Here is a 24,290-nt window from a genome sequence, read left to right on the forward strand (position 1 = left end):
GAGCCGCGGGATCCGTCACACCGCCGGATCCTGCGGTCCCCTCCCCGACAGCACCTCCCCGTACGCCTGCATCAGGTCCGGCAGCCGCAGCGTCGACAGGTCGTCCCGGGTCAGCGCGCCCGGGTAGGCCGACAGCCGCAGATCGCGGTAGGCGCAGCTCTTCTCGTACAGGGTCCGCAGGAACCGGCCGTTGCCCAGTTCGTCGATCCACCCCTGGTCCACGACGTGCCCGGCGATGGAGCGCAGCTCGTCCAGGGCCTCCTCGTCCCAGATGTCGCCGTTCTCCGCGGCCAGCACCTCGCCGATGGAGGTGAGTTCGAGGGGGCGGTAGGAGGGGAAGTCGACGCGGGTCGTGAAGCGGGAGGACAGCCCGGGGTTCGCGGCCAGCAGTCGGTCCATGCCCTCCGGATAGCCGGCCAGGATCACCACCAGGTGGTCCCGGTTGTCCTCGGCCCGCTTCAGCAGCACCTGAAGCGCCTCGTCGCCGTACGCGTCGCCCTTGCCGTAGCCGGAGTTCGACAGCGAGTACGCCTCGTCGACGAAGAGCACGCCGCCGAGGGCGGAGTCGATCAGCTCGTTGGCCTTCACGGCCGTCTGTCCGAGGTACTCGCCGACCAGGTCGGCCCGCTGGGCCTCCACGAGATGGTCGCCGCCCAGCAGACCGAGGGCGTAGAAGACGCGGCCGAGGATGCGGGCCACCGTGGTCTTGCCGGTGCCGGAGGGGCCGGAGAAGACGAAGTGCCGCTTCGGCGGCTGGACCGGAAGCCCCTGGCCGGTCCGCAGCCGCGCCATGTTGAGCTGAGCGGAAAGAGCCTTGACCTGGCGTTTCACCGGTTCCAGGCCGACCATGCGCTCCAGTTCGGCGAGAGCCTCGTCGAGTAACGCGGGGTCGGTGGGCCCGGCCGGCAGCGACGAGGAGACGACGGTCTTCTCCCGCACCGCCGGGTCGGTCACCGACGGCAGCGGGACGACGGGGGGAAGGTCGGAGGGCTCGGTGAGCCGCAGATCCCGGCCCTCGGTGCCGAACAGCGGGTCGAAGCCGTCCGGCCCGTCCACGGTGTCCTGCCCGACCCCGGTGAGGGTGATCGCCGCGAAGTCGGCGGGATCGTCGTAGCCGTCGCCCTCGGCGATCGCGGCGAGCCGGGCCGAGGTGTCCATGAAGGCGGCGTCGACGCGATGCACCGCCCGGTACAGCGGGAGAGCCGCCGCCGAACGGCCGGTCCCCTCGTGGGCCCGGGCCAGCCAGTACCGCAGCTCCTTGCGCTGCGGCTGCTCGCTGCGGCAGCGCATCAGGGCCGCCGACAGCAGGGGCTCGGCCTGTCCGTACATCTCCAGACGTACCCGGGCCATCCCGCCGAACAGGCCGGCCTCGATGCCCAGCAGCGGGTCGTCGAGCAGCGGGTCGGTGTGCCGCACCAGCTGCTCCCAGTCCTTGACCAGATAGGCGCGGCAGGCGTGCAGGAAGCGGACCTGGTGGTCGGTGTCGACGGGGGGCAGCCCGGCGAGCGCCCGGTCAAGCTCGGGCACATGGCGGCCGTCCAGCCAGTGCGAGGCGTGCGCGAGGAGCAGGTCGCGCGGACTCTCCAGCACCGGTTGCACCCACCAGCCCAGCCAGTACCAGGAGTTGAGGGTGCGGCGGTGGCGGGTCCGCTGCTCGCCGAAGCGCTCGCGGTGCCGGAACATCCTGAGCAGCGCCGTCGTCGTGTCGACGCGCAGCGCGTGCAGCCCGAGCCAGCCGTCGGCCATCCCGGGATCGATCCGCACCGCGGTGCGGAACTCCTCCTCGGCCTGTGGATAGGCGCCCATCGTGTAGGCGTCCACGCCCCGGAGCCAGGCCAGGTCGGCCGGGGCGTCGGGGCCCTGCGTGCCGAAGTCCATCACGTCCCCCACAAACCGTGCCCCCGTCGGTGTGCCGCCGGGCCGTCACCCGTCGGCTGCCTTCGTCGAACCGCTGCGCCGCGGACCGGAGTTGCAGGTGCGCGCGGCAGCCGTTCAGGTCGCACCGAGGGCATCGTACCTGCGTGGGCGTCGCTCGCCGTAGGGTGCCGCACAGGCCGTTCGGCGAGGTGGGAGCAGACGGGGCGCACACCGTGTGGTGACCCTGGGTGAGCGGATCGTGCCTCGACGCGTCCGGAAAAGGCGGGTCGGACCGGACGAGGACAGAACGAAGCCCCCGATCACGGGGGAACAACCGGGGGCTTCGCGTCCGAGGGCGGCCGTGACGGCCGCACATTCAGAACGTAAGTCCTGTACGGGCCGTCGGTCAAGCACCGTTGAAGCACTCGGCCGAGTTCGGACGCAAGGGCTTTCACGCGTTCACCACATCCGTGGCGGTCCGTCACTGCGGGTGACATTCAGGTCCGGTCCAAGGCCTCCCGCCGGCCCCGGCAGCACCTCGTATCCCTGCCCCAACTGCCGTACCAGCAGGGCAGCATGGGGGCGCGAAGGGTCCTCGGCGAAGTGCCGGGTCTCCGCCGCGACCCAGCTGTCCCAGAACTCCCGCTGCTCCTCCCCGTCCCGCGAGCGTCCACGGGCCCAGGCCTGCTCGGACGGCATCTCCATCCACAGGAGACACGCCAGGAACGGCCGCAGCGCGCGCCGGCCCGCACCGACTCCCTCGACCAGCACGACGGGGGCCGCGGGCAGCGGCCGCGCCGTGCCGAAGCGACGCGTGCGCCAGTCATAGGGGGTGTAGGACGCGCTCTCTCCGCGGCCGAACGGCTCGATCACCTGGGTCAGCAGCCGCCCGGTCCAGGCGAACAGCTCGTCGTGACTGGCGATGTCGTCGAGACGCAGCACCGGGGCGCCCCCGAGTGCCTCCGCCAGCTTCCCGGCCAGCGTCGACTTGCCCGAGCCGGCGTGTCCGTCGACACCGATCAGCCGGACCGGCCCACAGGACGGGGACAGCCGGCGCAGCCGGGAGGCGAGCTGGTCGATGGCGGGTCCTGGGGTGCGAGGGGCGCGAGGAACGGGCGCGCCGAGGAGCGGTCCGTACGGCGCGAAAGTCTACGGCCGCCGTCCGCGCCGGTGGACCGGACCGGCATTCGTGGCGTGGCACGGCCGGAAGTACTGGATGGCGGGGCCTCCTGCGTCCATAGTTGGCGCACAGCCGCGCAGACACCCTGGGGGTCCTCCGCTCATGAGCAGAGCCGAACAGCCGTCCCGCAGAACGGTCCTCGCCGCAGCGGTAGCCGCCGCGGTGGCAGGGGGCTCGGCCCAGGCCGTCACCGCCGCCGCTGCGGACCGGTCCGCCGATCCGGCACCCGATCCGGCCGCCGGCCCGGCGGACACCCCGGCCGCCGGGTCCGTCGCGGCCCGCTTCGCCGACTACCGCTCCTGGACCACGTACTCCGACTGGCGCGCCGGCACCGCCAGGGGCACCCGCGCCGTCGCGGGCGTCCGCCCCGGCGTCGCCCTCGGCACCCCGCTGGGCACCGTCGACTACACCGACCCGCACACCAAGACGACGGCCGGCTGGGAGTACGCCACCTGGACCTCCCCGGTCCAGACGCTCACCGTGCCCGCGACGGAGGCGATCGCGTCCTGGAACGCGAGCACCCCGGCAGGCACCTGGCTCCAGGTCGAGCTGAAGGGCACGTACTCCGACGGCACGGACACCCCCTGGTACGTGATGGGCCGCTGGGCCTCCGGCGACCAGGACATCAAGCGCACCTCGGTCGACGACCAGAGCGACGGCAGAAGCACCGTCTGGACCGACACCTTCGCGATCGACGACGCCTCGACGGGTCTGCGCCTGGCCTCCTGCCGCCTCCGGCTCACCCTCTACCGGCGCCCCGGCACCAAGCTCACCCCGACGGTGTGGCGGCTGGGCGTGATGGGGTCCGACGTCCCGGACCGGTTCACCGTCCCGGCCTCCTTGCCCGGCCTCGCGCAGGAACTGCCCGTCCCGCGCTATTCGCAGGAGATCCACCAGGGCCAGTACCCCGAGTACGACAGCGGCGGCGAGGCCTGGTGCAGCCCCACCTCCTCGCAGATGATCGTCGAGTACTGGGGCGGCCGGCTGACCGCCGAGCAGCTGGCATGGGTCGACCCGTCCTACGCCGACCCGCAGGTGTGCCACGCGGCCAGGTACACCTACGACCACCAGTACGGCGGCTGCGGCAACTGGCCGTTCAACGCGGCCTACGCGGCCACCTTCAAGGATCTCCAGGGTGTGGTCACCCGGCTCGGCTCGCTCACCGATCTGGAGACGCTGATCGCGGCGGGGATCCCCGCCATGACGTCGCAGTCCTTCCTCAAGGACGAGCTCACGGGAGCGGGCTACGGCACCTCCGGACACCTGATGACGGTGATCGGCTTCACGGCCGAGGGCGATGTGATCGCCAACGACCCGTTCTCGGCGGACGACCACGCGGTGCGGCGCGTGTACCGGCGCCGGGAGTTCGAGAACATCTGGCTCAGGACCAAGCGGTACAACGCGAGCGGCAAGGTCGTTTCCGGTACCGGAGGGGTCTGCTACCTCTACTTCCCGGCGCGTCCGACGGCGCGCCAGTGCCAGGCCCTCACGGCGGTCGGGGTCCGTGTGTGAGCAAGCTCTCGGCCGCAAAAGCCCCGCAGGGTGGCAAGGTGGACGGATCGGTGGGGGGAGTCCACCAGTTCGTCCGACCTCAGCGAGACACCATGACGGCACAGACAGCCACTGCAACCCGCGCCCGTACCGGCGGTCCCGAGACGGACGGCCCGAAGCTCCTCGAGCACGTCATGGGCTGGGTCCTCGTCGCGGTCGTCGCGATGCTGGTCACCCAGCTCGGGCTGCTGTGACCGACGTGACCTGACGCACGGTTGACCTGACATACTGCGGATGTCCCGCCGACCGCCCGAGACCAGGGTCGAAATTGAATATCAGTGAACAGCGCGAAGTGGCCCGTCCCCGGGCCCGCGGTACCGAGCGCTCACTGGCGCGTCGCGCCGAACTCATCTCCATCGGGCGGAAGTTGTTCGCCGACACGTCCTACGACGCGCTCTCGATGGACGACATCGCCCGGCAGGCGCATGTCGCCAAGGGGCTGATCTACTACTACTTCCAGTCCAAGCGCGGCTACTACCTGGCGATCATCCAGGACTCCGTGGCGGATCTGGTCACCTTCGCGGCGAGCGGCCTCGAACTGCCTCAGGTGGACCGGGTGCACCGCACCATCGACAGCTACCTGCGCTACGCCGAGCACAACCAGGCCGCCTACCGCACGATCGTCAGCGGCGGTGTCGGCTTCGACACCGAGGTGCACGCCATCCGGGACGGGGTGCGCGCGGCGATCGTGGCCACCATCGCCGAGGGCGCGTACGGCAGCAGCGACATCCCCGCGCTGCCCCGCATGGGCCTGCTCGCCTGGGTGTGCAGCGTCGAGGGCGCCACCCTGGAGTGGATCGCCCGGCCGGAACTCTCCCGCGAGGTCATGGGCGACCTGCTGGTGAGGACACTCGGCGGCTCCATGCGGGCCATCGAGGAGCTCGACCCCGCCTTCGCCGCGCCGGAGCCGGCCCGCCGCGAGGTCTGACCTCCGAGCCGACGCACTCACGGCGCCCCGGGCCACGCACGCGGGGCGGAGGCTCGTGGTCCTCCGCCCCGCATGCCCCTTGAGCCGGGCTACTTGATCGCGTGGATCAGCTCACCGTTCGCCGTGTCCCCGCTCAGCTCCCAGAGGAACGTCCCGCGCAGACCCTGCCGGGACTTGTACTTCATCTTCGTCGCTATGGTCGCGGGGGTGTCGTAACTCCACCAGTCGTCACCGCACTTGGCATAGGCGGTGCCACCGACTGTGCCGGTCGCCGGGCACTTGGCCTTGAGCACCTTGTAGTCCTCGTTGCCGGCCTCGTACGTTCCCGCCGCGGGCCCCGTGGCCGTGCCGCCCGGCTTCGCCTGGGTGACGCCGGTCCAGCCCCGGCCGTAGAAGCCGATGCCGAGCAACAGCTTCCGGGACGGGATGCCGAGGCTCCTGAGCTTGGCGATCGTGGTCGCGGTGTCGTAGCCCTGCTGCGGAATCCCCTTGTACGAGGTCAGCGGGGAGTGCGGTGCCGTGGGCCCGGTGGCCGCCCAGGCGCCGAAGTAGTCGTACGTCATCGGGTTGTACCAGTCGACGTACCGGGCCGCGCCCCCGTAGTCCGCCGCCTCGATCTTGCCGCCCGGGGTGGCGTCCGCGGTGATCGCGGCGGTGATCAGCTCGCGTTTGCCGAACTGGGCCCGCAGGGCGGCCATGACGTCCCGGAACGCCTCGCGGTCGCTGGTGTCGCAGGTGAGACCGCAGGCGCTCGGGTACTCCCAGTCGATGTCGATGCCGTCGAAGACGTCCGCCCACCGGGAGTTCTCGACCAGGTCGTAGCAGGACCGGGCGAACGCCGCCGGGTCCTTGGCCGCCTCGCCGAAGCCGCCGGACCAGCTCCAGCCCCCGAACGACCAGATGACCTTGAGTTTCGGGTGCAGTTTCTTCAGCTTGCGCAGCTGGTTGAAGTTGCCGCTGAGCGGCTGGCCCGCGGTGTCGGCGACGCCGTCCACGGACTCCTCGGCGGTGAACGGTCTGTCGGTGTCGGCCCAGGAGTCGCCGAGGGCGCACTTGCCGTCGGTGACGTTGCCGAAGGCGTAGTTGATGTGGGTGAGCCGGTCCGCGGAACCGGACGTCTGGATGTTCTTGACGTAGTACTGGCGGCCGTAGATGCCCCAGTCGGTGAAGTAGCCGACGACCTTCGAGCCGTTCGCGCCGGTCGGGTGGGCCCGACCGGCGCGGGGCTCGCCGGCGGAGGCGGAGCCCGCACCGGCGAGCAGGGCGGCGCCGAGCGCGGCGCAACAGGCGGCAGACAGGAGGGCCCGGAACCGGGCACGGGGACGGAGCGGGGTGTGCATCGGGTGTCTCCTCGCAGGGACAGGGAGGGGATCGCACGCCGATCGGCATGAACGCGGGGAGGTGTCGGAGCGAAACGGTAGGAGGACTAGACCACTTCGGTCAATGGTTCGGACCAATCCGTACTGACCGCTCGCCCCGCCGCCCCCACGGCCGCCTCGGAGATTCTCCGAGTTCCCAGCCGCGGTGCCGACCGTCTGCGTCCCGTGTGCTCCGCGCCCTGCCGACGGCCCGGCCCAGGCGTGTCGGGGCTCGGCACCTCGCCTTGAGCGCCCTGCGGATCGTCGAGGGCGCCGCCCGTGCTCAGCGGACGGTCATCGCCCGTCGCCCACCGGGTCCGCGTACCCGCTGAACTGCCCCGGCCGTACCTGCGGGGCGGCCAGTCGTACCCACTCCGGGTCGTGACGGCCCGGCAGTGTGCGGCCCCGGTCGGCCCACGTGCGCACGAGATCGCGGTAGATGGGCGGGTCCTGCGGGGGCGGTGAAGCCAGCGGAACCGATTCTGCCCGAACGGGTTCCGGACGCGGAGCGGCGAACGGCTGGCGGTGACGCCCGGGTGCGACTGACTGGGTGGGGGTCATACCAGGGCAACGCGGAACTCCGGGGCAGGTCACCGGCGGACGCGGTCGCGCTTGAGTTCGGACGGTGCTCCTGGTGGGAGGCCGACCCGTGTCCGTACGCGTGTCCGCGCCGGTGACCGTGCCCGTCTCCGGTCGAGGACCGTACCTGTCGGGCCGTCACCTTGTGTGCCGCGCACGGCAGTTGCGGCGCACGGCAGTTGCCGCGCGCGGCTGGCCACCGGGCCGTCAAGGCGCTCCGTGAACGGCCGTTGCCGCGTGCTGCCGCGTCCGGCTGCGGATCTGCTGCCTGCGGCGGCCCTCCCGGCGCCCCCGGGCGCACTGGACCTGCACCACGGCGGCAAGCCGGCCATGGCGCAGGGCAGCTACGGGAGTCACGCCGGTGAAACGGGCGTGGGAACGGCGCTCAGGCGGCCGCGCGGCGCATCACCGGCACGCGCATCGGGCGTGAGCCCGGGCCGCCGACGTGCGAGAAGGGCTGTGTGCGCCAGTCCAGTCCCTGAGGGAGCGTCAGCAGGAGTGCGGTGTCCTGCTCCTGGGGCTCCACGGACTCGTCCGCGGGCCGGGCCTCGGAGGCCTCGCGTCCCGTCCCGGCGCACACGGTGAGCCCGAAGGGGTTCCACGGCGAGGCGCACAACGCGTGCTCCGGCAGGACCTCCTCGTCCGCCAGCAGTGCGATGGGCTGCGCGCAGTCCGGGCAGATCACCCGGTACATCTCGAAGGTGTCGTACGCGTCGAAGTGGTCGGCGTCGTCGCCGTCGAAACCGTCGGAGTACTCGGCGTCCGGTTCGACGCCCTCCGGCTCGGGCTCGACGACGGACCGGAGCCGCTTGGGCGCGGTGCGACCAGGGCGCTTAAGACTCTGCATGGAATTCTCCCCCTCGGGCTGGGCCGTGAAGGCACTGCGGCCTCGACCACAGCAAGCACTTCCCGTCCCGTCCGGGCGGTAATCACGAGGGCCACGCGAAGCCTTGACGAGTGCTGTGGCATTCGTCACATGCCACTTGCAGATGCCCGGTGGGACAGCGGCGTCGCGGAAAGGCTCGAGCGGTCGGCGGGGAACGCCCTGCCGACCGGCCGTCGCCCTCCGGCCCTCGCTCGAACCGGCTATGACCTGGGCTGCATAGGTATACGCGGAGATCACGCGCACGGTAAGTTCTTCGGTTATGGAGGAGCTGGACCGGCAGATCGTGCAGCTGCTCGTCAAGGACGGGCGGATGAGTTACACCGACCTGGGCAAGGCCACGGGCCTGTCCACGTCGGCCGTGCATCAACGGGTGCGGCGGCTGGAACAGCGCGGCGTCATCCGCGGATACGCGGCCGTCGTCGACCCGGAGGCGATCGGGCTGCCCCTGACCGCCTTCATCTCGGTGAAACCGTTCGATCCCAGCGCCCCCGACGACATCGCCGAGCGGCTGGCCGGCATCCCGGAGATCGAGGCCTGCCACAGCGTGGCCGGTGACGAGAACTACATCCTCAAGGTGCGCGTGGCCACCCCGCACGAGCTGGAGGAGCTGCTCGGGCGGCTCCGGGCACTCGCCGGGGTGTCGACGCGCACCACGGTCGTCCTGTCCACCCCGTACGAGGCCCGGCCGCCACGGATCTGAGCCGCCGCCGGTCCGAGCCGATCACGGGGTCCCGGTGCGGCACGGCCGGGGTGAGGCGCGAGACTGTTCCCATGAGTGAGCACGCCCCCCTGCCGAAGACCGTCCTGCTCCGCCGAGGAGAGGTCCACAGCCCCGCCGACCCGTTCGCGACCGCGATGGTCGTCGAGCGCGGCCAGGTCGCCTGGGTCGGCTCCGAGGGCGCCGCCGACGCCTTCGCGGACGGCGTCGACGAGGTGGTCGACCTGGACGGAGCCCTCGTCACCCCGGCATTCACCGACGCCCATGTGCACACCACGTCCACCGGCCTCGCGCTCACCGGCCTGGACCTCTCCCCGGCCTCCTCCCTGGAGGCGGCTCTCGCCCGCGTGCGTGCCTTCGCGGCTGCCCGTCCGCAGGACACCGTGCTGCTCGGGCACGGTTGGGACGCCTCGCGCTGGCCCGAGGGCCGCCCGCCCCGACGGGACGAACTCGACGAGGCGACCGGCGGCCGTCCCCTCTACCTCAGCCGGATCGACGTCCACTCGGCCGTGGTCACCACCGCCCTGCTGGAACGGGCACCGGGGGCCCGGACCGAGGCGGGGTTCGCGCAGGACGGACCGCTCACCCGCGGAGCGCATCATCGCGTGCGCTCCGCGGCGTTCGCAGCCGTGACGCCCGCCCAGCGGGCCGAGGCCCAGCGGACCGCCCTCGCGCACGCCGCCTCCCTGGGCATCGGCTCGCTCCACGAGTGCGGGGGACCGGACATCTCCTCCGAGGACGACTTCACGGACCTGCTGCGACTCGCCGCCGCGGAGCCCGGCCCCCGGGTCGTCGGCTACTGGGCCGAGCAGGACGTCGACAAAGCCCGGCAGCTGGGCGCGATCGGCGCCGCCGGAGACCTGTTCGTCGACGGCGCCCTCGGCTCCCACACCGCCTGTCTGCACGGTCCCTACGACGACGCCGACCACACCGGCACCGCCTACCTGGAGGCCGCCGAGGTCGCCGCACACGTGGTGGCCTGCACCGAGGCCGGTCTCCAGGCCGGGTTCCACGCCATCGGTGACGCCGCGGTGACCGCCGTCGTCGACGGAATGCGCGCCGCCGCGGACAAGGTCGGCCTCGCTCGTGTCCGCGCCGCCCGCCACCGCGTCGAACACGCCGAGATGCTCACGCCCGAGACGATCGCCGCCTTCGCCGAGCTGGGCCTCACCGCCTCGGTCCAGCCCGCCTTCGACGCCCTGTGGGGCGGCGACGAGGGCATGTACGCCCAGCGGCTCGGCGTCGAGCGGGCCCGCACCCTGAACCCCTTCGCGGCCCTGCTGCGCGCCGGTGTCCCCCTGGCCTTCGGCTCCGACAGCCCGGTCACCCCCCTCGACCCGTGGGGCACGGTCCGGGCCGCCGCCTTCCACCGGACCCCCGCCCACCGGGTGTCCGCACGCGCCGCGTTCACGGCCCACACGCGCGGCGGCTGGCGTGCGATCGGCCGGGACGACGCGGGCGTCCTGGTCCCGGGCGCGCCCGCCGACTACGCGGTCTGGCGCACGGACGAACTGGTCGTCCAGGCGCCCGACGACCGGGTCGCCCGCTGGTCCACCGACCCCCGCTCCGGGACCCCCGGACTGCCGGACCTGACCCCCGGCGGGGAACTCCCCTTGTGCCTGCGCACCGTGGTGGACGGCCGCACCGTGTTCCTGCGGCCGAGCGAGTGATCTCCCGGTCCGGGCCGAGGAAGATCACCCGTCCGCCTGCCGACATACGGCCGCCGTCTCCTCCCCGCTGACCTGCGCTTTGACGGGAACCTCGCAGGTCAAGCCGCTGTTGACAGCTGATGGCGGGGGGCCGGTAGGTTCGGCGGAGTCCACCACCGGACGCCCCGCCCGGGGAACGCCCGCACACTCGCCGCGGCGCCGCTGGGTCAGGGACGGTGTGCCGCACCGGCGCACCGCCACTGGCAGCCAGGCTCAGCGCCCGCGCCGCAGCGGGGGAGCGTTCCGGCCGGCCGGGGAGGTGTGACCCGGATGGGGCCCGGGCGCTCAGTAGACAACGGCTTTCGGTAGACCCGCAGCCAGCGGATCCCGGGCCGGCCCGAAGAGCGCCGGGCCCCCATCCGCAGAAAGATCGCGCGCGTTCCCGCGGAGTGTCCGCGGCAGGCTTGCGCGCACTCCTACGGGGTAGGTGCGTACATACAAGCCCAAAGGTACGTTCTTACCCCGCTTTCGCGGGTCCGACACCACCGTACGAACGTCCCGGCACGTCATCGCAGGCGGCGGCCACTATGGTGGTCCCCTGCGTACGGACTTGAAGGGGCAGTAGTGAACGACGGCGACGGGACCCTCGCGGCACAGGACCGGGGGAGGCAGTTCGGTCCGCTCGGCACGGCCTTGGTGATCATCCCGACCTACAACGAGGCGGAGAACATCAAGACCATCGTCGGCCGGGTGCGCGAGGCCGTCCCCGAGGCTCATGTCCTCGTGGCCGACGACAACAGCCCCGACGGCACCGGCAAGCTCGCCGACGAGCTGGCCGCCGGTGACGAACAGGTCCGGGTGCTGCACCGCAAGGGCAAGGAAGGGCTCGGCGCGGCCTATCTCGCGGGCTTCCGCTGGGGCCTGGAGAACGGCTACGGCGTACTGATCGAGATGGACGCCGACGGCTCCCACCAGCCCGAGGAGCTGCCCCGCCTGCTCACCGCGCTGAAGAACGCCGACCTGGTCCTGGGCTCCCGCTGGGTGCCCGGCGGCCGGGTGGTGAACTGGCCCAGGTCCCGCGAGGTCATCTCCCGCGGCGGCAGCCTGTACTCCCGCCTCGCCCTCGACCTCCCGCTGCGCGACATCACCGGCGGCTACCGCGCCTTCCGCCGCGAGACCCTGGAGGGCCTCGGCCTCGAGGAGGTCGCCTCCCAGGGCTACTGCTTCCAGGTCGACCTGGCGCGCCGCGCCGTCAGGGCCGGCTTCCATGTCGTCGAGGTGCCCATCACCTTCGTCGAACGCGAACACGGCGACTCCAAGATGAGCCGCGACATCCTCGTCGAGGCCCTGTGGCGGGTCACGGCCTGGGGTGTGGGGGAGCGGGTCGGCAGGATAACGGGCCGGAGCACCGGCCGGACGGAGCGTCCGCAGCCGCCCTCCAAGCCGTCCCGAGGCGAGACCGGGCCCGGCGGCGAGGCGAAGTCCGGCGGCGACGCCACCCTCCGGGGCGACGGCTGACCGTCTCGCGGGCCCCTGGTCTTCTCCCTGCGCCGCCCGGGTCCCACAGCGACGGCTGATCGTCCCCTTATGCCGCTCTGAGCCCGGTCCGGGCACACTGGAGGCATGACGACTGGCTCTCCGACCCCCGTGTACCCGACTCCCGCCCAGCCCGCCGGCCGGCCCCGGCGCTCGCGCCTGCGGACGTACCTGCCGCTGGGGCTCGCCGCGTGGCTGGTGCTGGAGATCTGGCTGCTGACCGTGGTGGCGGGCGCGACGAGCGGTCCGGTGGTCCTCCTGCTCCTCGTCGCCGGTTTCGTCCTCGGAGCCGTGGTGATCAAGCGGGCGGGGCGCAGGGCCTTCCAGAACCTGAACGAGGCCCTCCAGCGCGGCACGGCTCCCCGTCGGGGCGGCGGCAATGGCCTCATGATGCTCGGCGGTCTCCTCCTGATGATCCCGGGGCTGGCCTCCGACGCCATCGGTCTGCTCCTGCTGCTTCCGCCGGTCCAGAAGGCGGTCAGCGGCTATGGGGAGCGCAAGCTGAGGGAGGCCGCGGGCACGCCCGGCACCCTGGGTGACGCGTTCCAGCAGGCCCGCATCCACCGCCCGGACGGCAAGGTGGTGCAGGGCGAGGTCATCAGGGACGACCGGTGACCCGAGCGGCCTGAACCCGCAGCCCTGACCTCAGGGGCCTGCGGCCCGGGGGCCGGGGTGGAGACGGGCGCCGCGCTCTGCACGGCAAGCTCGCTCCCTTCGGGACGGCAGCACGACGTTCGGGACGGCAGCACGACGACCGCGGGCGCCGTACGTGAGATACGTACGGCGCCCGCGGTCGTTGTCGTGCGCTGTGAAGCCGGTCGCAGCCCCTGGGGGCTACGCGCTTTTGCGGCTGTCGCGGGGATGCACCGCAAGGTTCATCGCCCCGGACCGCAGAACGGCCAGCCGCTCCTCGAGGACCTCTTCGAGTTCCTCGCGGGTCCGCCGCTCCATCAGCATGTCCCAATGCGTACGCGCGGGCTTGGCCTTCTTTTCCTCAGGGCCGTCGCCGTCCACGAGGAGTGCAGGGGCTCCACAGACCTTGCACTCCCACTCCGGCGGAATCTCCGCCTCGACCGAGAAGGGCATCTCAAAGCGGTGCCCCTTCTCGCATGCGTACTCCACGGCCTGGCGCGGGGCCAGGTCGATGCCGCGGTCCGTCTCGTAGCTGGTCACCACGAGGCGCGTGCCGCGAAGAGCTCGCTCACTCATGAATCGTGCCTCCCGGGCTTGTCGCCCACAGGACAGGTGTCGCTGTCGTCGTCATCCGGTCAACGTCCGGTCGGCGGTAAAGATTCCCGTTCCGAGTCCCGTTCCGGGTGGTGGGTCGCCGTCGTAGCCGCAGCCTTGTTCAATCAGTGCAGTACCCACCGGCGCCCGGTTTGTCACATCTGAAAGGAGATGTCACCCAGCGTTTCGGCATCTTTGACGCGCAGTAACGGTACGCCAGGCAGGCCAAACGCGTACACTACCGCCCTTTCGCCGTGAGTGCTAAATCCTCTCGGGCACCGGATTCCCCGCGTCGCCGATCGCCTGCCGTACCGGTACCCGTGCGAGCAGGAGAAACCCGACGACGAAGAAGATCACGAGCGAGATGATCGCGTCGCGGTAGCTGCCCGTCAGTTGGTACGTGACCCCGAAGAGGAGAGGGCCGAGCCAGCTCATGCCGCGGTCGCTCATCTCGTACGCCGAGAAGTACTCGGCCTCCTTGCCGGGCGGGACCAGGTGGGAGAAGAGGGACCGGGACAGCGCCTGACTGCCGCCCAGGACCAGTCCGATCGCGGACGCCAGCAGGAAGAAGCCGATCGGCGCCCCGGCCGGCAGGAAGTACCCGGCGCCCAGCGTGAGCGTCCAGGCCGCCAGCGAGCCCAGGATCGTGCGCTTCGCCCCGTACGTACGGGCCAGGGCGCCCATGCCCAGCGCGCCCGCCACGGCCAGCACCTGCACCAGCAGGACGGCCCCGATCAGCGTGGACTGGCTGAGGCCGAGTTCCTCGGAGCCGTAGACCGAGGCCTGGGAGATCACGGTCTGGATGCCGTCGTTGTAGATCAGGTAGGCGAGGAGGAAAGCGAGGGTCAGCGGGTGACGCCGCATGTCGCGGACCGTCGCCACGAGCTGGCGCAGGCCCGGCGCCGTCCGGGCCGCCCGTTCGGTGCGGGCGGTCGTCTCCCGCGCGGCGGCCGGCCGGTCGCGCAGCCGCAGCAGAGGGACGAGCGTGAAGCCGCCCCACCACAGGCCCGCCGAGGCCAGGCAGATCCGCACGGCCATCGACTCGGAGACGCCGAAGGAGTCGTGGGCCAGGTAGAGCACCAGGTTGACGACCAGGACCAGCGAGCCCGCCGCGTAGCCGAAGGCCCAGCCCCGGGAGGAGACCGCGTCGCGCTCCTCGGGCGGGGCGATCTGCGGCAGATAGGAGTTGTAGAGCATCATCGCCACCGACTGGGCCGCGTTCGCCACGATCAGCAGCGCGCCCCCCAGCAGATAGCGGTCGCCGCCCAGGAAGAACATGCCGGTCGTGGCCGCTGCGCCTACGTAGGCGGCGGCGCCCAGCAGGGGCTTCTTGCGGCCGCTGCGGTCGGCGGCCGCGCCCACCAGGGGCATCACCAGGACGGCCACGATCACCGACAGGGACACCGAGTAGGCGAAGAAGGAGCCCGCGCGCACCGGGACGCCCAGCGGATGCACGTATCCGTACGCGTCCGCCGCGTGTTTGGCGACCGACGTCAGGTACGGGCCGAGGAAAACGGTGAGCACGCTCGTCGAGTAGACGGAGCACGCCCAGTCGTAGAAGTACCAGCCGCGCTGCTCGCGCCGCCGTTCGGCGGCCTCGTCGGACGCCGCCGTCCGCACGGTGTCGATGTCCACCCGTGCCCTCGCTTCCCGCCGCCGCGACCGCGCGCGGGCGACGGGCCGAGGTCAGACCCAGACGCCCCGGTCCTCCATGACCTCGCGCAACGTGTCGATGTGATCGGTCATGATGCCATCGACTCCCAGGTCCAGGAGGCGGTGCATCCGATCGGGATCGTTGATCGTCCACACATGCACCTGAAGGCCGCGCGCGTGGGCGGTCCGTACGAAGCGACGGTCCACGACCTGGATGCCCGACTGGGCCTCGGGCACCTGCGCGGCGACCGCCGAGCGGCGCAGCGCCGCCGGTACCCCCCAGGACCGCAGCCGCAGGTTGAGCACACCCCGGGTCCCGTACGACGTCGCCAGGCGCGGCCCTGCCAGCCGCTGCGCCCGCACCACGCGGGCCTCGGAGAACGAGCCGACGCAGACCCGGTTCCACGCGCGCGTGCGGGCGATCAGGTTGAGCAGGGGGTGCAGCGCGGGCTCCGCTTTGAGGTCCACGTTCCAGCGCACCTCGGGGAAGGTCTCCAGCAGCTCCTCGAAGAGCGGCACCGGCTCCTTGCCCGCCACGCGCGCGTGCCTCACGTCCGCCCACAGGAGGTCGGCGATCCGGCCCTCGCTGTCGGTCACCCGGTCGAGCGTCGCGTCGTGGAAGGCGACGAGCCGGCCGTCGCGCGTGGCGTGGACATCGGTCTCCATGTAGCGGTAGCCCGCCTCGACCGCGCACCGGAACTGCGCCGCGGTGTTCTCCAGGCCGTCCGCGGCTCCACCGCGGTGGGCGAAGGGGATGGGTCCCGGATGGTCCAGGTACGGGTGGCGTGGGGAGCTGGTCACGGACGCAGTATGGCTCCCTGGGGTGTCCCGGTGGCAACGACCGTGCTGCCGGCCGATGCCGTGGGCAGGGCGAACAACCGCAGGAAGAGCTGGGCGAGCGGTCCGATCGTCACCGCGTAGAGCAGCGTGCCCGGGCCCAGGGTGCCGCCCAGGGCGAACCCGGTCACCACGACCGCCACCTCGACCCCCGTCCGCATCAGCCGGATCGAGCGCCCGGTACGCCGGTGCAGTCCCGTCATCAGACCGTCGCGCGGACCCGGCCCGAAGGAGGCCGCTATGTAGAGGCCGGTGGCCGCCCCGTTGAGGACGATCCCGGTCAGCAGCAGCGGCACCTGGACGGCGAGGCCGTGCGCCTGCGGGACGTACGCGAGTGTGCCGTCCATCGCGAGGCCGACGACGAAGACGTTGGAGACGGTGCCGAGGCCCGGACGCTGGCGCAGCGGGATCCACAGCAGCAGTACTGCCGCGCCCACGAAGATCGACACGACGCCGATCGTCAGGCCGGTGAGTTCGGCCAGACCCTGGTGCAGCACGTTCCAGGGCTCGAGGCCGAGGCCCGCCCGGACCAGCAGGGCCGAGCTGGCGCCGTAGAGCGCGAGGCCGACGTAGAGCTGGACCAGCCGACGGGCGAGGTGGCCGTTCGGGTCCCGTGGAGGTGATTCCCGCGGCGGTGGCTCGGACAAGGGGACCCCTTGGTGGTCGTAGTGGCCTGACCCGTGACACTCTGTGGCTTGGAAGAGCATGGCATCCATGGCCAATTCGGGGAAGGTGGACTGACATCATGGCGCAGTGGACCTCTGCGGTGGGAGCCGCACAGCTTGCGCGACTTCTCAAGTCCCAGCAGGACCGCCCGGCGGGCCCGGGCTCGCGCCGTCCACCGGCCTACCGCGCGCTCGCCGACGGCGTCCGGCTGCTGGTGCTGGAAGGCCGCGTCCCCGTCGCCGCACGCCTGCCCGCGGAACGCGAACTGGCGCTTTCCCTGTCCGTCAGCCGGACTACCGTCGCCGCCGCCTACGAGGCGCTGCGCGCGGAAGGGTTCCTGGAGTCCCGGCGCGGCGCGGGCAGCTGGACGGCCGTCCCGGCCGGCAACCCGGTGCCGGCGCGCGGTCTGGAGCCCCTGCCCCCCGAGGCGCTCGGCTCGATCATCGACCTGGGCTGCGCGGCCCTGCCCGCGCCCGAGCCCTGGCTCACCCGTGCCGTGCGGGGCGCGCTGGAGGAACTGCCCCCGTACGCCCACACGCACGGCGACTATCCGGCGGGTCTGCCCGCGCTGCGGTCGATGATCGCCGAGCGGTACACCGCGCGCGGGATCCCGACGATGCCCGAGCAGATCATGGTCACCACCGGCGCGATGGGCGCGATCGACGCCATCTGCCATCTGTTCGGCGGGCGTGGCGAGCGCATCGCCGTCGAGTCGCCCTCCTACGCCAACATCCTTCAGCTGATGCGGGAGGCGGGCGCGCGTCTGGTGCCCGTCGCGATGGCCGAGGGGCTGGCCGGCTGGGACATGGACCGCTGGCGCCAGGTCCTGCGCGAGGCCGCGCCGCGTATCGCGTACGTCGTCGCCGACTTCCACAACCCGACCGGCGCGCTCGCCGACGAGGACCAGCGGCGGCGGCTCGTGGAGGCGGCCCGGTCCGCCGGGACGGTGCTGGTCGCCGACGAGACCATGAGCGAGCTGTGGCTGGAGGACGACGTCGAGATGCCGCGGCCCGTGTGCGGCTTCGACCCCGCCGGGTCCACCGTGATCACGGTCGGGTCCGCGAGCAAGGCCTTCTGGGCGGGGATGCGCATCGGCTGGGTGCGGGCGGCCCCGGACGTCATCCGCAGTCTCGTCGCGGCGCGCGCCTACGCCGACCTGGGCACGCCGGTGCTGGAGCAGCTGGCGGTCAACTGGCTGTTCAGCACCGGCGGCTGGGAGCAGGCAGTCGAACTGCGCCGCCGCCAGGCCAGGGAGAACCGCGACGACCTGGTCGCGGCGGTGCGCCGGGAGCTTCCGGAGTGGGAGTTCGCCGTACCCCGGGGCGGGCTGACGCTGTGGGTGCGGGCCGGGGGGCTCTCCGGTTCGCGGCTCGCCGAGGCGGGGGAGCGGGTGGGGCTGAGGGTGCCGTCCGGGCCGCGCTTCGGCGTCGACGGCGCCTTCGAGGGGTATGTGCGGCTGCCGTTCACCGTGGGGGGCGCGGTGGCGGAGGAGGCGGCGGCACGGCTGGCCGCCGCCGCACGGATCGTGGAGAGCGGAGGGACGGTGGGCGGCGAGGGGCCGCGCACGTTCGTCGCGTGAGCGCGTGAGCGCGTGAGCGCGTGAGCGCGTGAGGGACGGGTGGCCCGGCCGCTGCGGCGCAGCGGGTGTCACCCGCCCGTACTCGACACCTGCTCCGCGCCCACGGCTTCCTTGTCCGCCATCTCGGCGTCCGCGACCGCTGCTTCCGCAGTCACGGGTTTGGCGGCCACCGGTTCGGCGGTCACGGGTTCGGCGAGGGCGGTGTCCAGGACGACGGGTTTCACGAGGAGGGTGTCCGCGGCCCCGCGTTTGGCGAGCGGTGTGTCCGGGGCGGCGGCGGTCGCGGGTTGCGCGGCGACCGGGTCCGCGATCACGGGCTCGGCCGTCACCGGCAGGACGTCGGTGCCGGCCGGTGCGGAGCGCGGCGGCAGGAGGTCCAGCACCGCCTGCCGATGCGCGTCGCTCGTCGCGTCGTCGTACGGGTCCGGAGTCGCCGGCACCTGGAGCCGGTGCACCGGACCGGATCCGAGCCGGGCGTACCCCCGCCCCGACGGGACGTCGTCGACGGGCGTGGTGTGCGGGGGTGCGCCGAGGACCGTCTCCAGCTGCTGCCTCGACGCCGGTCCGAGCACCACCCGCGCGCGGGTGTGCTGCCGTACCGCGTCGCTCAGGGAGTCCAGCGCGTCGAACTGCTCGGCCACGACCACCGTGACCCCGGCCGCACGGCCGTGCCGCAGGGGGGTCTGGAGGAGGGTCTGCGGATCCTTGTGGCCCTCGGCGTCGGCCAGGTGGGTGAAGGCGGTGGGGCGGTCCAGAAGGATCCACAGCGGGTGTTTGGTGTCGTCCGGGGGCGGGTCGCCCGCCTGCCGGGCGTGGTTGGCGGCGACGAGCCGGCGCTCCGTCTCGTGAGCGGCCCACTCCAGCGCGGCCAGTGCCCCGGCCAGCCCGACCTCGACGCCCAGGACGCCCTCCCGGCCGGCGAGGCAGGCGTACTCGCCGGTGCCGCCCCCCTCGATCACCAGGACGTCGCCCTGCTCCAGGGCCTGGAGGGCGATGCAGCGCAGGAGGGTGGAGGTGCCGCTGCCGGGCCGGCCGACCGCCAGCAGGTGCGGTTCGGTGGAGCGGATGCCGGTGCGCCAGACGACCGGCGGGACGTCGCACAGGTCCTCACCGTGGGTGAGGGGGAGCGTGCGCTGGACACCCGAGGGGTCGGTGAAGCCCAGGACCGTCTCGCCGGGGGCGGTGACGAAGCGCTGGGCGGCAATGTCGGTGGGAAGGGGGGACAGGACACTGAGCGTGAGTTCGTTGCCCTCCTCGTCCCAGTCGAAGAGGTATTCGCGGCCACGGCCGGACTTCGCAGCCAGCAGCTGCTCGATCCGTGCGCGCGGGGCGGCCTCGCCGTCCGGGAAGTACGCCGGGTAGCGGATCACGAGGAGGGCCACGCGGCCCGAGTCGTCGAACTCCAGCGTCGGGAAGACGTCCTCCCAGTCGCCGCCGTGGGCGTACATGGGAGAGGGGTCGTCCGCCGTCGAGAAGTGCGGGACCAGGGCCTCGTAGAGCACGTGGAGCCGCTGGATCTGCGACTCGTCGGGGCCGTCGGGAGCCGGTGGGGTGCGGTCCCTGCCCTGCCAGGCCGCTGCCGCCATCAGGGTGATGACGGCGAGCAGCGGGCCGTACGGCACCAGCACCACGACCAGGATCGAGGAGGCCACAAGGAACAGGAGCGGTCCGCGCCTGTCCCTGGGGGTCTCGGCCCACCTGCGCCGCCCGGCCGAGGCCAGTCGGCGCAGTCCGCGGGTGATCGTGATCAGCGGATGGAGGACATCGGTGGCGCTGTCGGCCGCCGTCCGGGCCAGCTCCCGGCTCCGGGCGAACTGTGCGCTGCCTGTGCTCAGGATGCTGGGAAGGGGGCGCCGGACCACTGCTGTCTCCTGGAGGTGCGTACGGACGGGACGGACGGCGTCAGAACTTGATGCCGCCGAGGAGGCTCGCCAGGCTCTCGCCGCCTGCCTTGATGCTCGGGGCGATGGCCGTGCTGGCCATGTAGAACCCGAACAGGGCCGAGACCACGGCGTGTGACGCCTTGAGCCCGTCCTTGCGGAAGAAGAGGAAGACGATGATGCCGAGCAGGACTACGCCTGACATGGACAGGATCATTTGGGTTCTCCTGGTTCGCGGGGGACAGTCACCATGAGTACTTCCAGGATCACAGGATGTATCCATACTATAAAAGGTGCAACTGGGTGAAAAATGGTTGATTTCCCCCGGCTGGCGGAAGGTCTGGCGGCTGCCTGAACAGGAGAGTTGCGGCGAACGAGGCTGCCCGTGATCTTCGCCGTCGACGGGACCGGCCATGTGTCCGACGAGCCAGTACGCTGGCGATTCACCTGAACGGTTGTAGTGAGAGGCGGACCGGCCGATGAGCGAAGCCCCCGACCCCGAGGTCGTGGAGCTGGCGACCAAGATCTTCGATCTGGCCCGCCGCGGGCAGACCGAGGAGCTCGTGGAGTACGTCGACGCGGGCGTTCCGGCCAACCTCACCAACGACCGCGGCGACTCCCTCGTGATGCTCGCCGCCTATCACGGCCACGCCGAGGCGGTCCGGGCCCTGCTGGCCCGCGGCGCCGAGGCCGACCGGATCAACGACCGGGGCCAGACCCCGCTCGCCGGCGCGGCCTTCAAGGGCGAGACGGACGTCGTCAAGGTGCTGCTCGAGGCCGGCGCGGACCCGTCCCAGGGAACGCCCTCGGCCGTGGACACCGCTCGCATGTTCGGCAGGACGGAACTGCTCGACCTGTTCGGCGGCCCCTGAGCCGCAGGGGCCTGAGCAGGTCGAAGAGAGTTTTTGACCAGGTAGGACAACGACCACGGGGGAGGCGGTACGAGGCCGCCGGAAATTTCGGTCGCGGCAGGCAGAACAGCCGGGTCATCATGACGTCGTGATTCACGGACGCGATGGCTGGGCAGGTGTTGCCGCACCACGCGGGCCGTGATGCGGTCCGCATGGGCCACTGACGAGAGGCAGAGGAAAATGGTCTACAGCAAGCAGGAAACGGCGGGCGCCCCGACGTGTTGTCACGCGGCCAGGTAATGCACGTCCCCGGTTGCGTCGACGCTTGATGTGAGGCTGTTTCCCATGTTCGATCCGGTCATAGCGCCCAGCGGTACGCTGCTCGGCCTGCTCCAGAGGGGCCGCGGCGACGGCACGCTGCACGCGCTCACCGCACCGCGCGCCGAGGCGCTCGCGGCGCTGAACCACTGTGTGCTGCGGGATCCCCGCCACGACTGGCAGGTGGAGAACCGCTCCCTCTACTACGCCCGTCTCTACCTCGATCTGCACGGAGAGCTGGACGAGATCGAGGCCCACCTCTTCGACGTCGAGGACTCCTTCGACACCGAGGAGTCCCGCACGGGCCTCGCCCTGGCCGTCCTCGGCCACCTCGCCTCCTACGGCAGACGGGACGCCCTGGTCCTGCTGCGCCGGTACGCGGTCTCGGGAGCCAACTGGGCCTGGGCCCTGGACGAACTCGCCCTGCGGGACGACGACGCCGGGCTACGAGCGCTCGCCGCGCCCGTGCTGGCCCGCTTCGGTACCGATACCGAGGGCGAGGCCGAGCTCGCCGCCGCCGTACGGGACGCCTTCGAACCACGGCCCTGGCGGCTGTGGGCCGAGGATCCCCGCCCCTACGTCTCCGCACGCGTGCGTGCCGCTCAGGAGGCCGGCTGTTTCGACCGCTGGCAACGGCAGATGAGTCCGAGCGGACCCCGCCCCGGCTGGAGCGTGCGAGCCGTCTTCGAGTGGGCCCAGCAGGGCGTCGAGCGCGGAGCCGCCCTCCATGTCCCCGCCGCCCGCTGCCTCTCCGCCGTGGCCGGCCCCGAGGACCGGCCCGAGATCGTGCAGGCGGCCAAGGACGGCACCGAGGGAGCCCGGTGCACCGCGCTGCGCTACCTGGCCGACTTCAACGATCCCGATGCCCTGCTCCTGATCGAACAGGCCATGGCCACCGGATCCACGCCCGTGGTCGAGGCCGCCGTCGACGCCTTCGAGCGCATGCGCAGCGTCGCCGCCGTGGACCGGGCCCGCGGCTGGGCCCACCGGCCCGACCCCCTGGGCGCCGCCGCCGGCCGCATGCTCGCCTGCCGGGGCGGTACCCAGGACAGCGATCTGGTCCTCGGCGCCCTGCGCGAGGCCGTACGCGGCGAGGGCTGCGACGCGCCGACCCTGTGGACCCTCGTGGACGGGGCCGGGCGGCTCGGCATCGTCTGTGCGGCACCCGTGCTGCGCCACATCTACCGCGAGACGGCCTCGTCCCACCTGCGTGGGCGCTGCGCCCGCGCACTCGCCGCCACCGACCCCTCCTACGCCACCGGCTTCGCCGTCGAATGCCTGTGGGACTGCGAGGAGGGCACCCGCGAGATCGCCGCCCGGCACGCCGAGACCGGTGACGCCCGGGTCGTGGAGCGGCTGCGCCGGCTCGCCGCCGACCCGGCCGAGGAGGCGGAGGTCCAGACGGCCGTACGGAGCCGGATCGGACCGGACGCCGCGTCCGCCATGTGAACACCGGGACCGGCCGCCGCCCGAGGGGAGCCTGGCGGCGGCCGGTCCGGCAGGTGAACAATCGGCGCCCTGCCGGGCGGACCGGCATGGACGGCGCCCGACCTGTGCGCGACGCCCCGAGCGGATCCGGGGGGCGGAGCGCAACGCTCACGGGACGTTAGTCGCACGGAAAGATCCACTTTGACGCGTCCACGTCCAGGACGGCGACAACACGGGTATGCGTGTCGTCATCGTGACCGAGTCCTTTCCCCCCGACGTGAACGGCGTGGCCCATTGCGCCTTCCAGACCGCCCGACACCTCGTCGACCGCGGTCACGCCCCCGTCGTCGTCGCCCCGGCCACCGCCGCCGGGACCGGGCCGGACGCCGGAGCGCCCTGCCCCGTCGTCCGAGTCCCCTCCCTTCCGCTCCCCGGCTACCCCCAGGTCCGTGTCGCCCTCCCCAGCCGCCGCGTCGCCGCCGCGATCGCCGAGCACCGCGCCGACCTGGTCCACCTGGCCAGTCCCTTCGTCCTCGGCGTCCGGGGCATGGCGGCCGCCGCCCGGCTCGGCATCCCCGCCGTCGCCGTCTACCAGACCGACCTGGGCGGCTACGCCCGCACCTACATGGGCGCGGGCGAGGCAGCGGCCTGGCGCCGGATACGGTCCGTCCACGCCGCCGCCGACCTCACCCTCGCCCCGTCCAGCGCGGCCCTGCGCGACCTCGACACGCACGGCGTGCCCCGGGTGAAGCTGTGGCCGCGGGGCGTGGACACCGAGCGCTTCCGCCCCGACCGCCGCGACGAGGCGCTGCGCCGCGCACTCGCCCCCGACGGCGAGCTGATCGTCGGCTATGTCGGACGGCTCGCTCCCGAGAAGCAGGTCGAGCTCCTGGCAGGCGCGTGCGGGCTGCCGGGTGTCCGGGTCGTGGTGGTGGGCGACGGACCGAGCCGGCCCGGTCTGGAGGAGCACCTGCCGGGCGCGGTCTTCCTGGGCAGGCGCACGGGGGACGAACTCGCCCGGATCTTCGCCTCGCTGGACGTGTTCGTGCACACCGGCCCCTTCGAGACGTTCTGCCAGACCGTGCAGGAGGCCATGGCCGGCGGTGTGCCGGTGGTCGCGCCGGCCGCGGGCGGCCCCCTGGACCTGGTCGCCCACGGGCGCACCGGTCTGCTGGTCCCGCCCCGGGACGCCGACGCCGTACGGGACGCGGTGGCGGCCCTGGCCGCCGACCCCGCGCTGCGGGCCGCCTACGGCGCCGCCGGGCGGGCCGCGGTCGAGGGGCGCACCTGGGCCGCCGTCGGCGACCGGCTCATCGGTCACTACGAGGGCGTGCTCGCGGCGCGCCGACTGGTGGTGGCGGCATGAGCGGCCCGGACGGCCTGAGTGGCGGCCCGAGCCAGGCCGGAGCCCCGACGGGCGGTGGCGGCATGAGCGGCCCGGGCGACATGAGTGGCGCCGGCGGTACGGATGGGCCCGGGGATCCGACCGGGCCCGGGGGCCTGAGCGGCGTGAGCGGCACGAACGGCCGCGACGGCTCGCACGGGACCGCTTCCCACGACGGCTCGCACGGGACCGCTTCCCACGACGGCTCGCACGGGACCGCTTCCC

22 protein-coding genes are annotated in these 24,290 nt (G+C 72.5%); 11 read left to right on the forward strand and 11 right to left on the reverse strand.

The features are described from left to right. Window positions 1-15 precede the first annotated feature (15 nt). Window positions 16-1,878, reverse strand: a complete 1,863-nt coding sequence (locus OHS71_RS33685) for an AAA family ATPase (protein ID WP_328483093.1) — start codon at window positions 1,876-1,878, stop codon at window positions 16-18. A 438-nt stretch (window positions 1,879-2,316) separates the two neighbouring features. Continuing rightward, window positions 2,317-2,937: a uridine kinase family protein gene (locus OHS71_RS33690; RefSeq protein ID WP_328484728.1), complete on the reverse strand. Its 621-nt coding sequence runs from the start codon at window positions 2,935-2,937 to the stop codon at window positions 2,317-2,319. 202 nt (window positions 2,938-3,139) lie between these two features. Here OHS71_RS33690 and OHS71_RS33695 point away from each other — a divergent pair, with 202 nt between their 5' ends. The 3 genes from OHS71_RS33695 to OHS71_RS33705 all read left to right on the forward strand — a co-directional run bounded on the left by OHS71_RS33695 (window position 3,140) and on the right by OHS71_RS33705 (window position 5,516). Continuing rightward, complete coding sequence (locus OHS71_RS33695; RefSeq protein WP_328483094.1) at window positions 3,140-4,549, forward strand: peptidase C39 family protein; 1,410 nt, start codon at window positions 3,140-3,142, stop codon at window positions 4,547-4,549. A gap of 92 nt (window positions 4,550-4,641) precedes the next feature. Further along, complete coding sequence (locus OHS71_RS33700) at window positions 4,642-4,782, forward strand: SCO1431 family membrane protein (RefSeq protein WP_328483095.1); 141 nt, start codon at window positions 4,642-4,644, stop codon at window positions 4,780-4,782. 74 nt (window positions 4,783-4,856) lie between these two features. Continuing rightward, the gene (locus OHS71_RS33705; protein WP_328483096.1) at window positions 4,857-5,516 is read left to right on the forward strand and encodes a TetR/AcrR family transcriptional regulator; all 660 of its coding nucleotides are present in this window, start codon (window positions 4,857-4,859) and stop codon (window positions 5,514-5,516) included. 89 nt (window positions 5,517-5,605) lie between these two features. Here the strand turns inward: OHS71_RS33705 and OHS71_RS33710 are convergent, their stop codons facing one another. From OHS71_RS33710 to OHS71_RS33720, 3 genes are all read right to left on the reverse strand, one after another. Beyond that, a complete protein-coding gene (locus tag OHS71_RS33710; RefSeq protein WP_328483097.1) occupies window positions 5,606-6,856 on the reverse strand; it encodes a glycoside hydrolase family 18 protein in 1,251 nt (416 codons plus the stop codon). A 312-nt stretch (window positions 6,857-7,168) separates the two neighbouring features. Then, complete coding sequence (locus OHS71_RS41425; protein WP_398152991.1) at window positions 7,169-7,300, reverse strand: hypothetical protein; 132 nt, start codon at window positions 7,298-7,300, stop codon at window positions 7,169-7,171. A gap of 538 nt (window positions 7,301-7,838) precedes the next feature. Then, window positions 7,839-8,300 carry a hypothetical protein gene (locus tag OHS71_RS33720; protein ID WP_328483099.1) on the reverse strand — a complete coding sequence of 154 codons (462 nt, stop codon included), beginning with the start codon at window positions 8,298-8,300 and terminating at the stop codon, window positions 7,839-7,841. A gap of 298 nt (window positions 8,301-8,598) precedes the next feature. On the opposite strand from OHS71_RS33720, the gene OHS71_RS33725 reads away from it, so the two are divergent. The 4 genes from OHS71_RS33725 (at window position 8,599) to fxsA (ending at window position 12,857) form a co-directional block, all read left to right on the forward strand. After that, the gene (locus OHS71_RS33725; protein WP_328483100.1) at window positions 8,599-9,039 is read left to right on the forward strand and encodes an Lrp/AsnC family transcriptional regulator; all 441 of its coding nucleotides are present in this window, start codon (window positions 8,599-8,601) and stop codon (window positions 9,037-9,039) included. Window positions 9,040-9,110: 71 nt separating this feature from the next. Next, window positions 9,111-10,727, forward strand: a complete 1,617-nt coding sequence (locus OHS71_RS33730) for an amidohydrolase (protein WP_328483101.1) — start codon at window positions 9,111-9,113, stop codon at window positions 10,725-10,727. A gap of 603 nt (window positions 10,728-11,330) precedes the next feature. Then, window positions 11,331-12,224 (forward strand): polyprenol monophosphomannose synthase, encoded by an 894-nt coding sequence (locus OHS71_RS33735; protein WP_328483102.1) that lies wholly within the window; start codon window positions 11,331-11,333, stop codon window positions 12,222-12,224. A 105-nt stretch (window positions 12,225-12,329) separates the two neighbouring features. After that, on the forward strand, window positions 12,330-12,857 hold the full coding sequence (fxsA, locus tag OHS71_RS33740) for an FxsA family membrane protein (protein WP_328483103.1): 528 nt from the start codon (window positions 12,330-12,332) through the stop codon (window positions 12,855-12,857). Window positions 12,858-13,076: 219 nt separating this feature from the next. On the opposite strand, the gene OHS71_RS33745 is transcribed toward fxsA, so the two are convergent. From OHS71_RS33745 to yczE, 4 genes are all read right to left on the reverse strand, one after another. Beyond that, window positions 13,077-13,451 carry an RNA polymerase-binding protein RbpA gene (locus tag OHS71_RS33745; protein WP_020128921.1) on the reverse strand — a complete coding sequence of 125 codons (375 nt, stop codon included), beginning with the start codon at window positions 13,449-13,451 and terminating at the stop codon, window positions 13,077-13,079. A gap of 279 nt (window positions 13,452-13,730) precedes the next feature. Continuing rightward, on the reverse strand, window positions 13,731-15,104 hold the full coding sequence (locus OHS71_RS33750; RefSeq protein ID WP_328483104.1) for an MFS transporter: 1,374 nt from the start codon (window positions 15,102-15,104) through the stop codon (window positions 13,731-13,733). A gap of 51 nt (window positions 15,105-15,155) precedes the next feature. Further along, window positions 15,156-15,923, reverse strand: coding sequence for a glycerophosphodiester phosphodiesterase (locus tag OHS71_RS33755; protein ID WP_328483105.1), 768 nt, complete (start codon window positions 15,921-15,923; stop codon window positions 15,156-15,158). Next, entirely contained in the window at window positions 15,920-16,606 is a 687-nt protein-coding gene (gene yczE, locus OHS71_RS33760; protein ID WP_328483106.1) for a membrane protein YczE, read from the reverse strand. Before yczE ends, OHS71_RS33755 begins: the two co-directional genes overlap by 4 nt. A gap of 98 nt (window positions 16,607-16,704) precedes the next feature. On the opposite strand from yczE, the gene OHS71_RS33765 reads away from it, so the two are divergent. Beyond that, on the forward strand, window positions 16,705-18,204 hold the full coding sequence (locus OHS71_RS33765; RefSeq protein ID WP_328483107.1) for an SCO1417 family MocR-like transcription factor: 1,500 nt from the start codon (window positions 16,705-16,707) through the stop codon (window positions 18,202-18,204). Window positions 18,205-18,272: 68 nt separating this feature from the next. On the opposite strand, the gene OHS71_RS33770 is transcribed toward OHS71_RS33765, so the two are convergent. Continuing rightward, a complete protein-coding gene (locus OHS71_RS33770) occupies window positions 18,273-20,066 on the reverse strand; it encodes an ATP-binding cassette domain-containing protein (RefSeq protein WP_328483108.1) in 1,794 nt (597 codons plus the stop codon). Between the two features lie 40 nt (window positions 20,067-20,106). Continuing rightward, window positions 20,107-20,301 carry a hypothetical protein gene (locus OHS71_RS33775; RefSeq protein ID WP_020128927.1) on the reverse strand — a complete coding sequence of 65 codons (195 nt, stop codon included), beginning with the start codon at window positions 20,299-20,301 and terminating at the stop codon, window positions 20,107-20,109. Window positions 20,302-20,563: 262 nt separating this feature from the next. Between OHS71_RS33775 and OHS71_RS33780 the strand changes: the two genes are divergently transcribed. From OHS71_RS33780 to OHS71_RS33790, 3 genes are all read left to right on the forward strand, one after another. Further along, entirely contained in the window at window positions 20,564-20,956 is a 393-nt protein-coding gene (locus OHS71_RS33780) for an ankyrin repeat domain-containing protein (RefSeq protein WP_328483109.1), read from the forward strand. Window positions 20,957-21,280: 324 nt separating this feature from the next. Continuing rightward, window positions 21,281-22,702, forward strand: a complete 1,422-nt coding sequence (locus OHS71_RS33785; RefSeq protein ID WP_328483110.1) for a HEAT repeat domain-containing protein — start codon at window positions 21,281-21,283, stop codon at window positions 22,700-22,702. 217 nt (window positions 22,703-22,919) lie between these two features. Further along, window positions 22,920-24,047, forward strand: a complete 1,128-nt coding sequence (locus OHS71_RS33790; RefSeq protein WP_328483111.1) for a glycosyltransferase family 4 protein — start codon at window positions 22,920-22,922, stop codon at window positions 24,045-24,047. Window positions 24,048-24,290: the final 243 nt, after the last annotated feature.

Source organism: Streptomyces sp. NBC_00377, from assembly GCF_036075115.1.
Classification (GTDB): Bacteria; Actinomycetota; Actinomycetes; order Streptomycetales; family Streptomycetaceae; genus Streptomyces.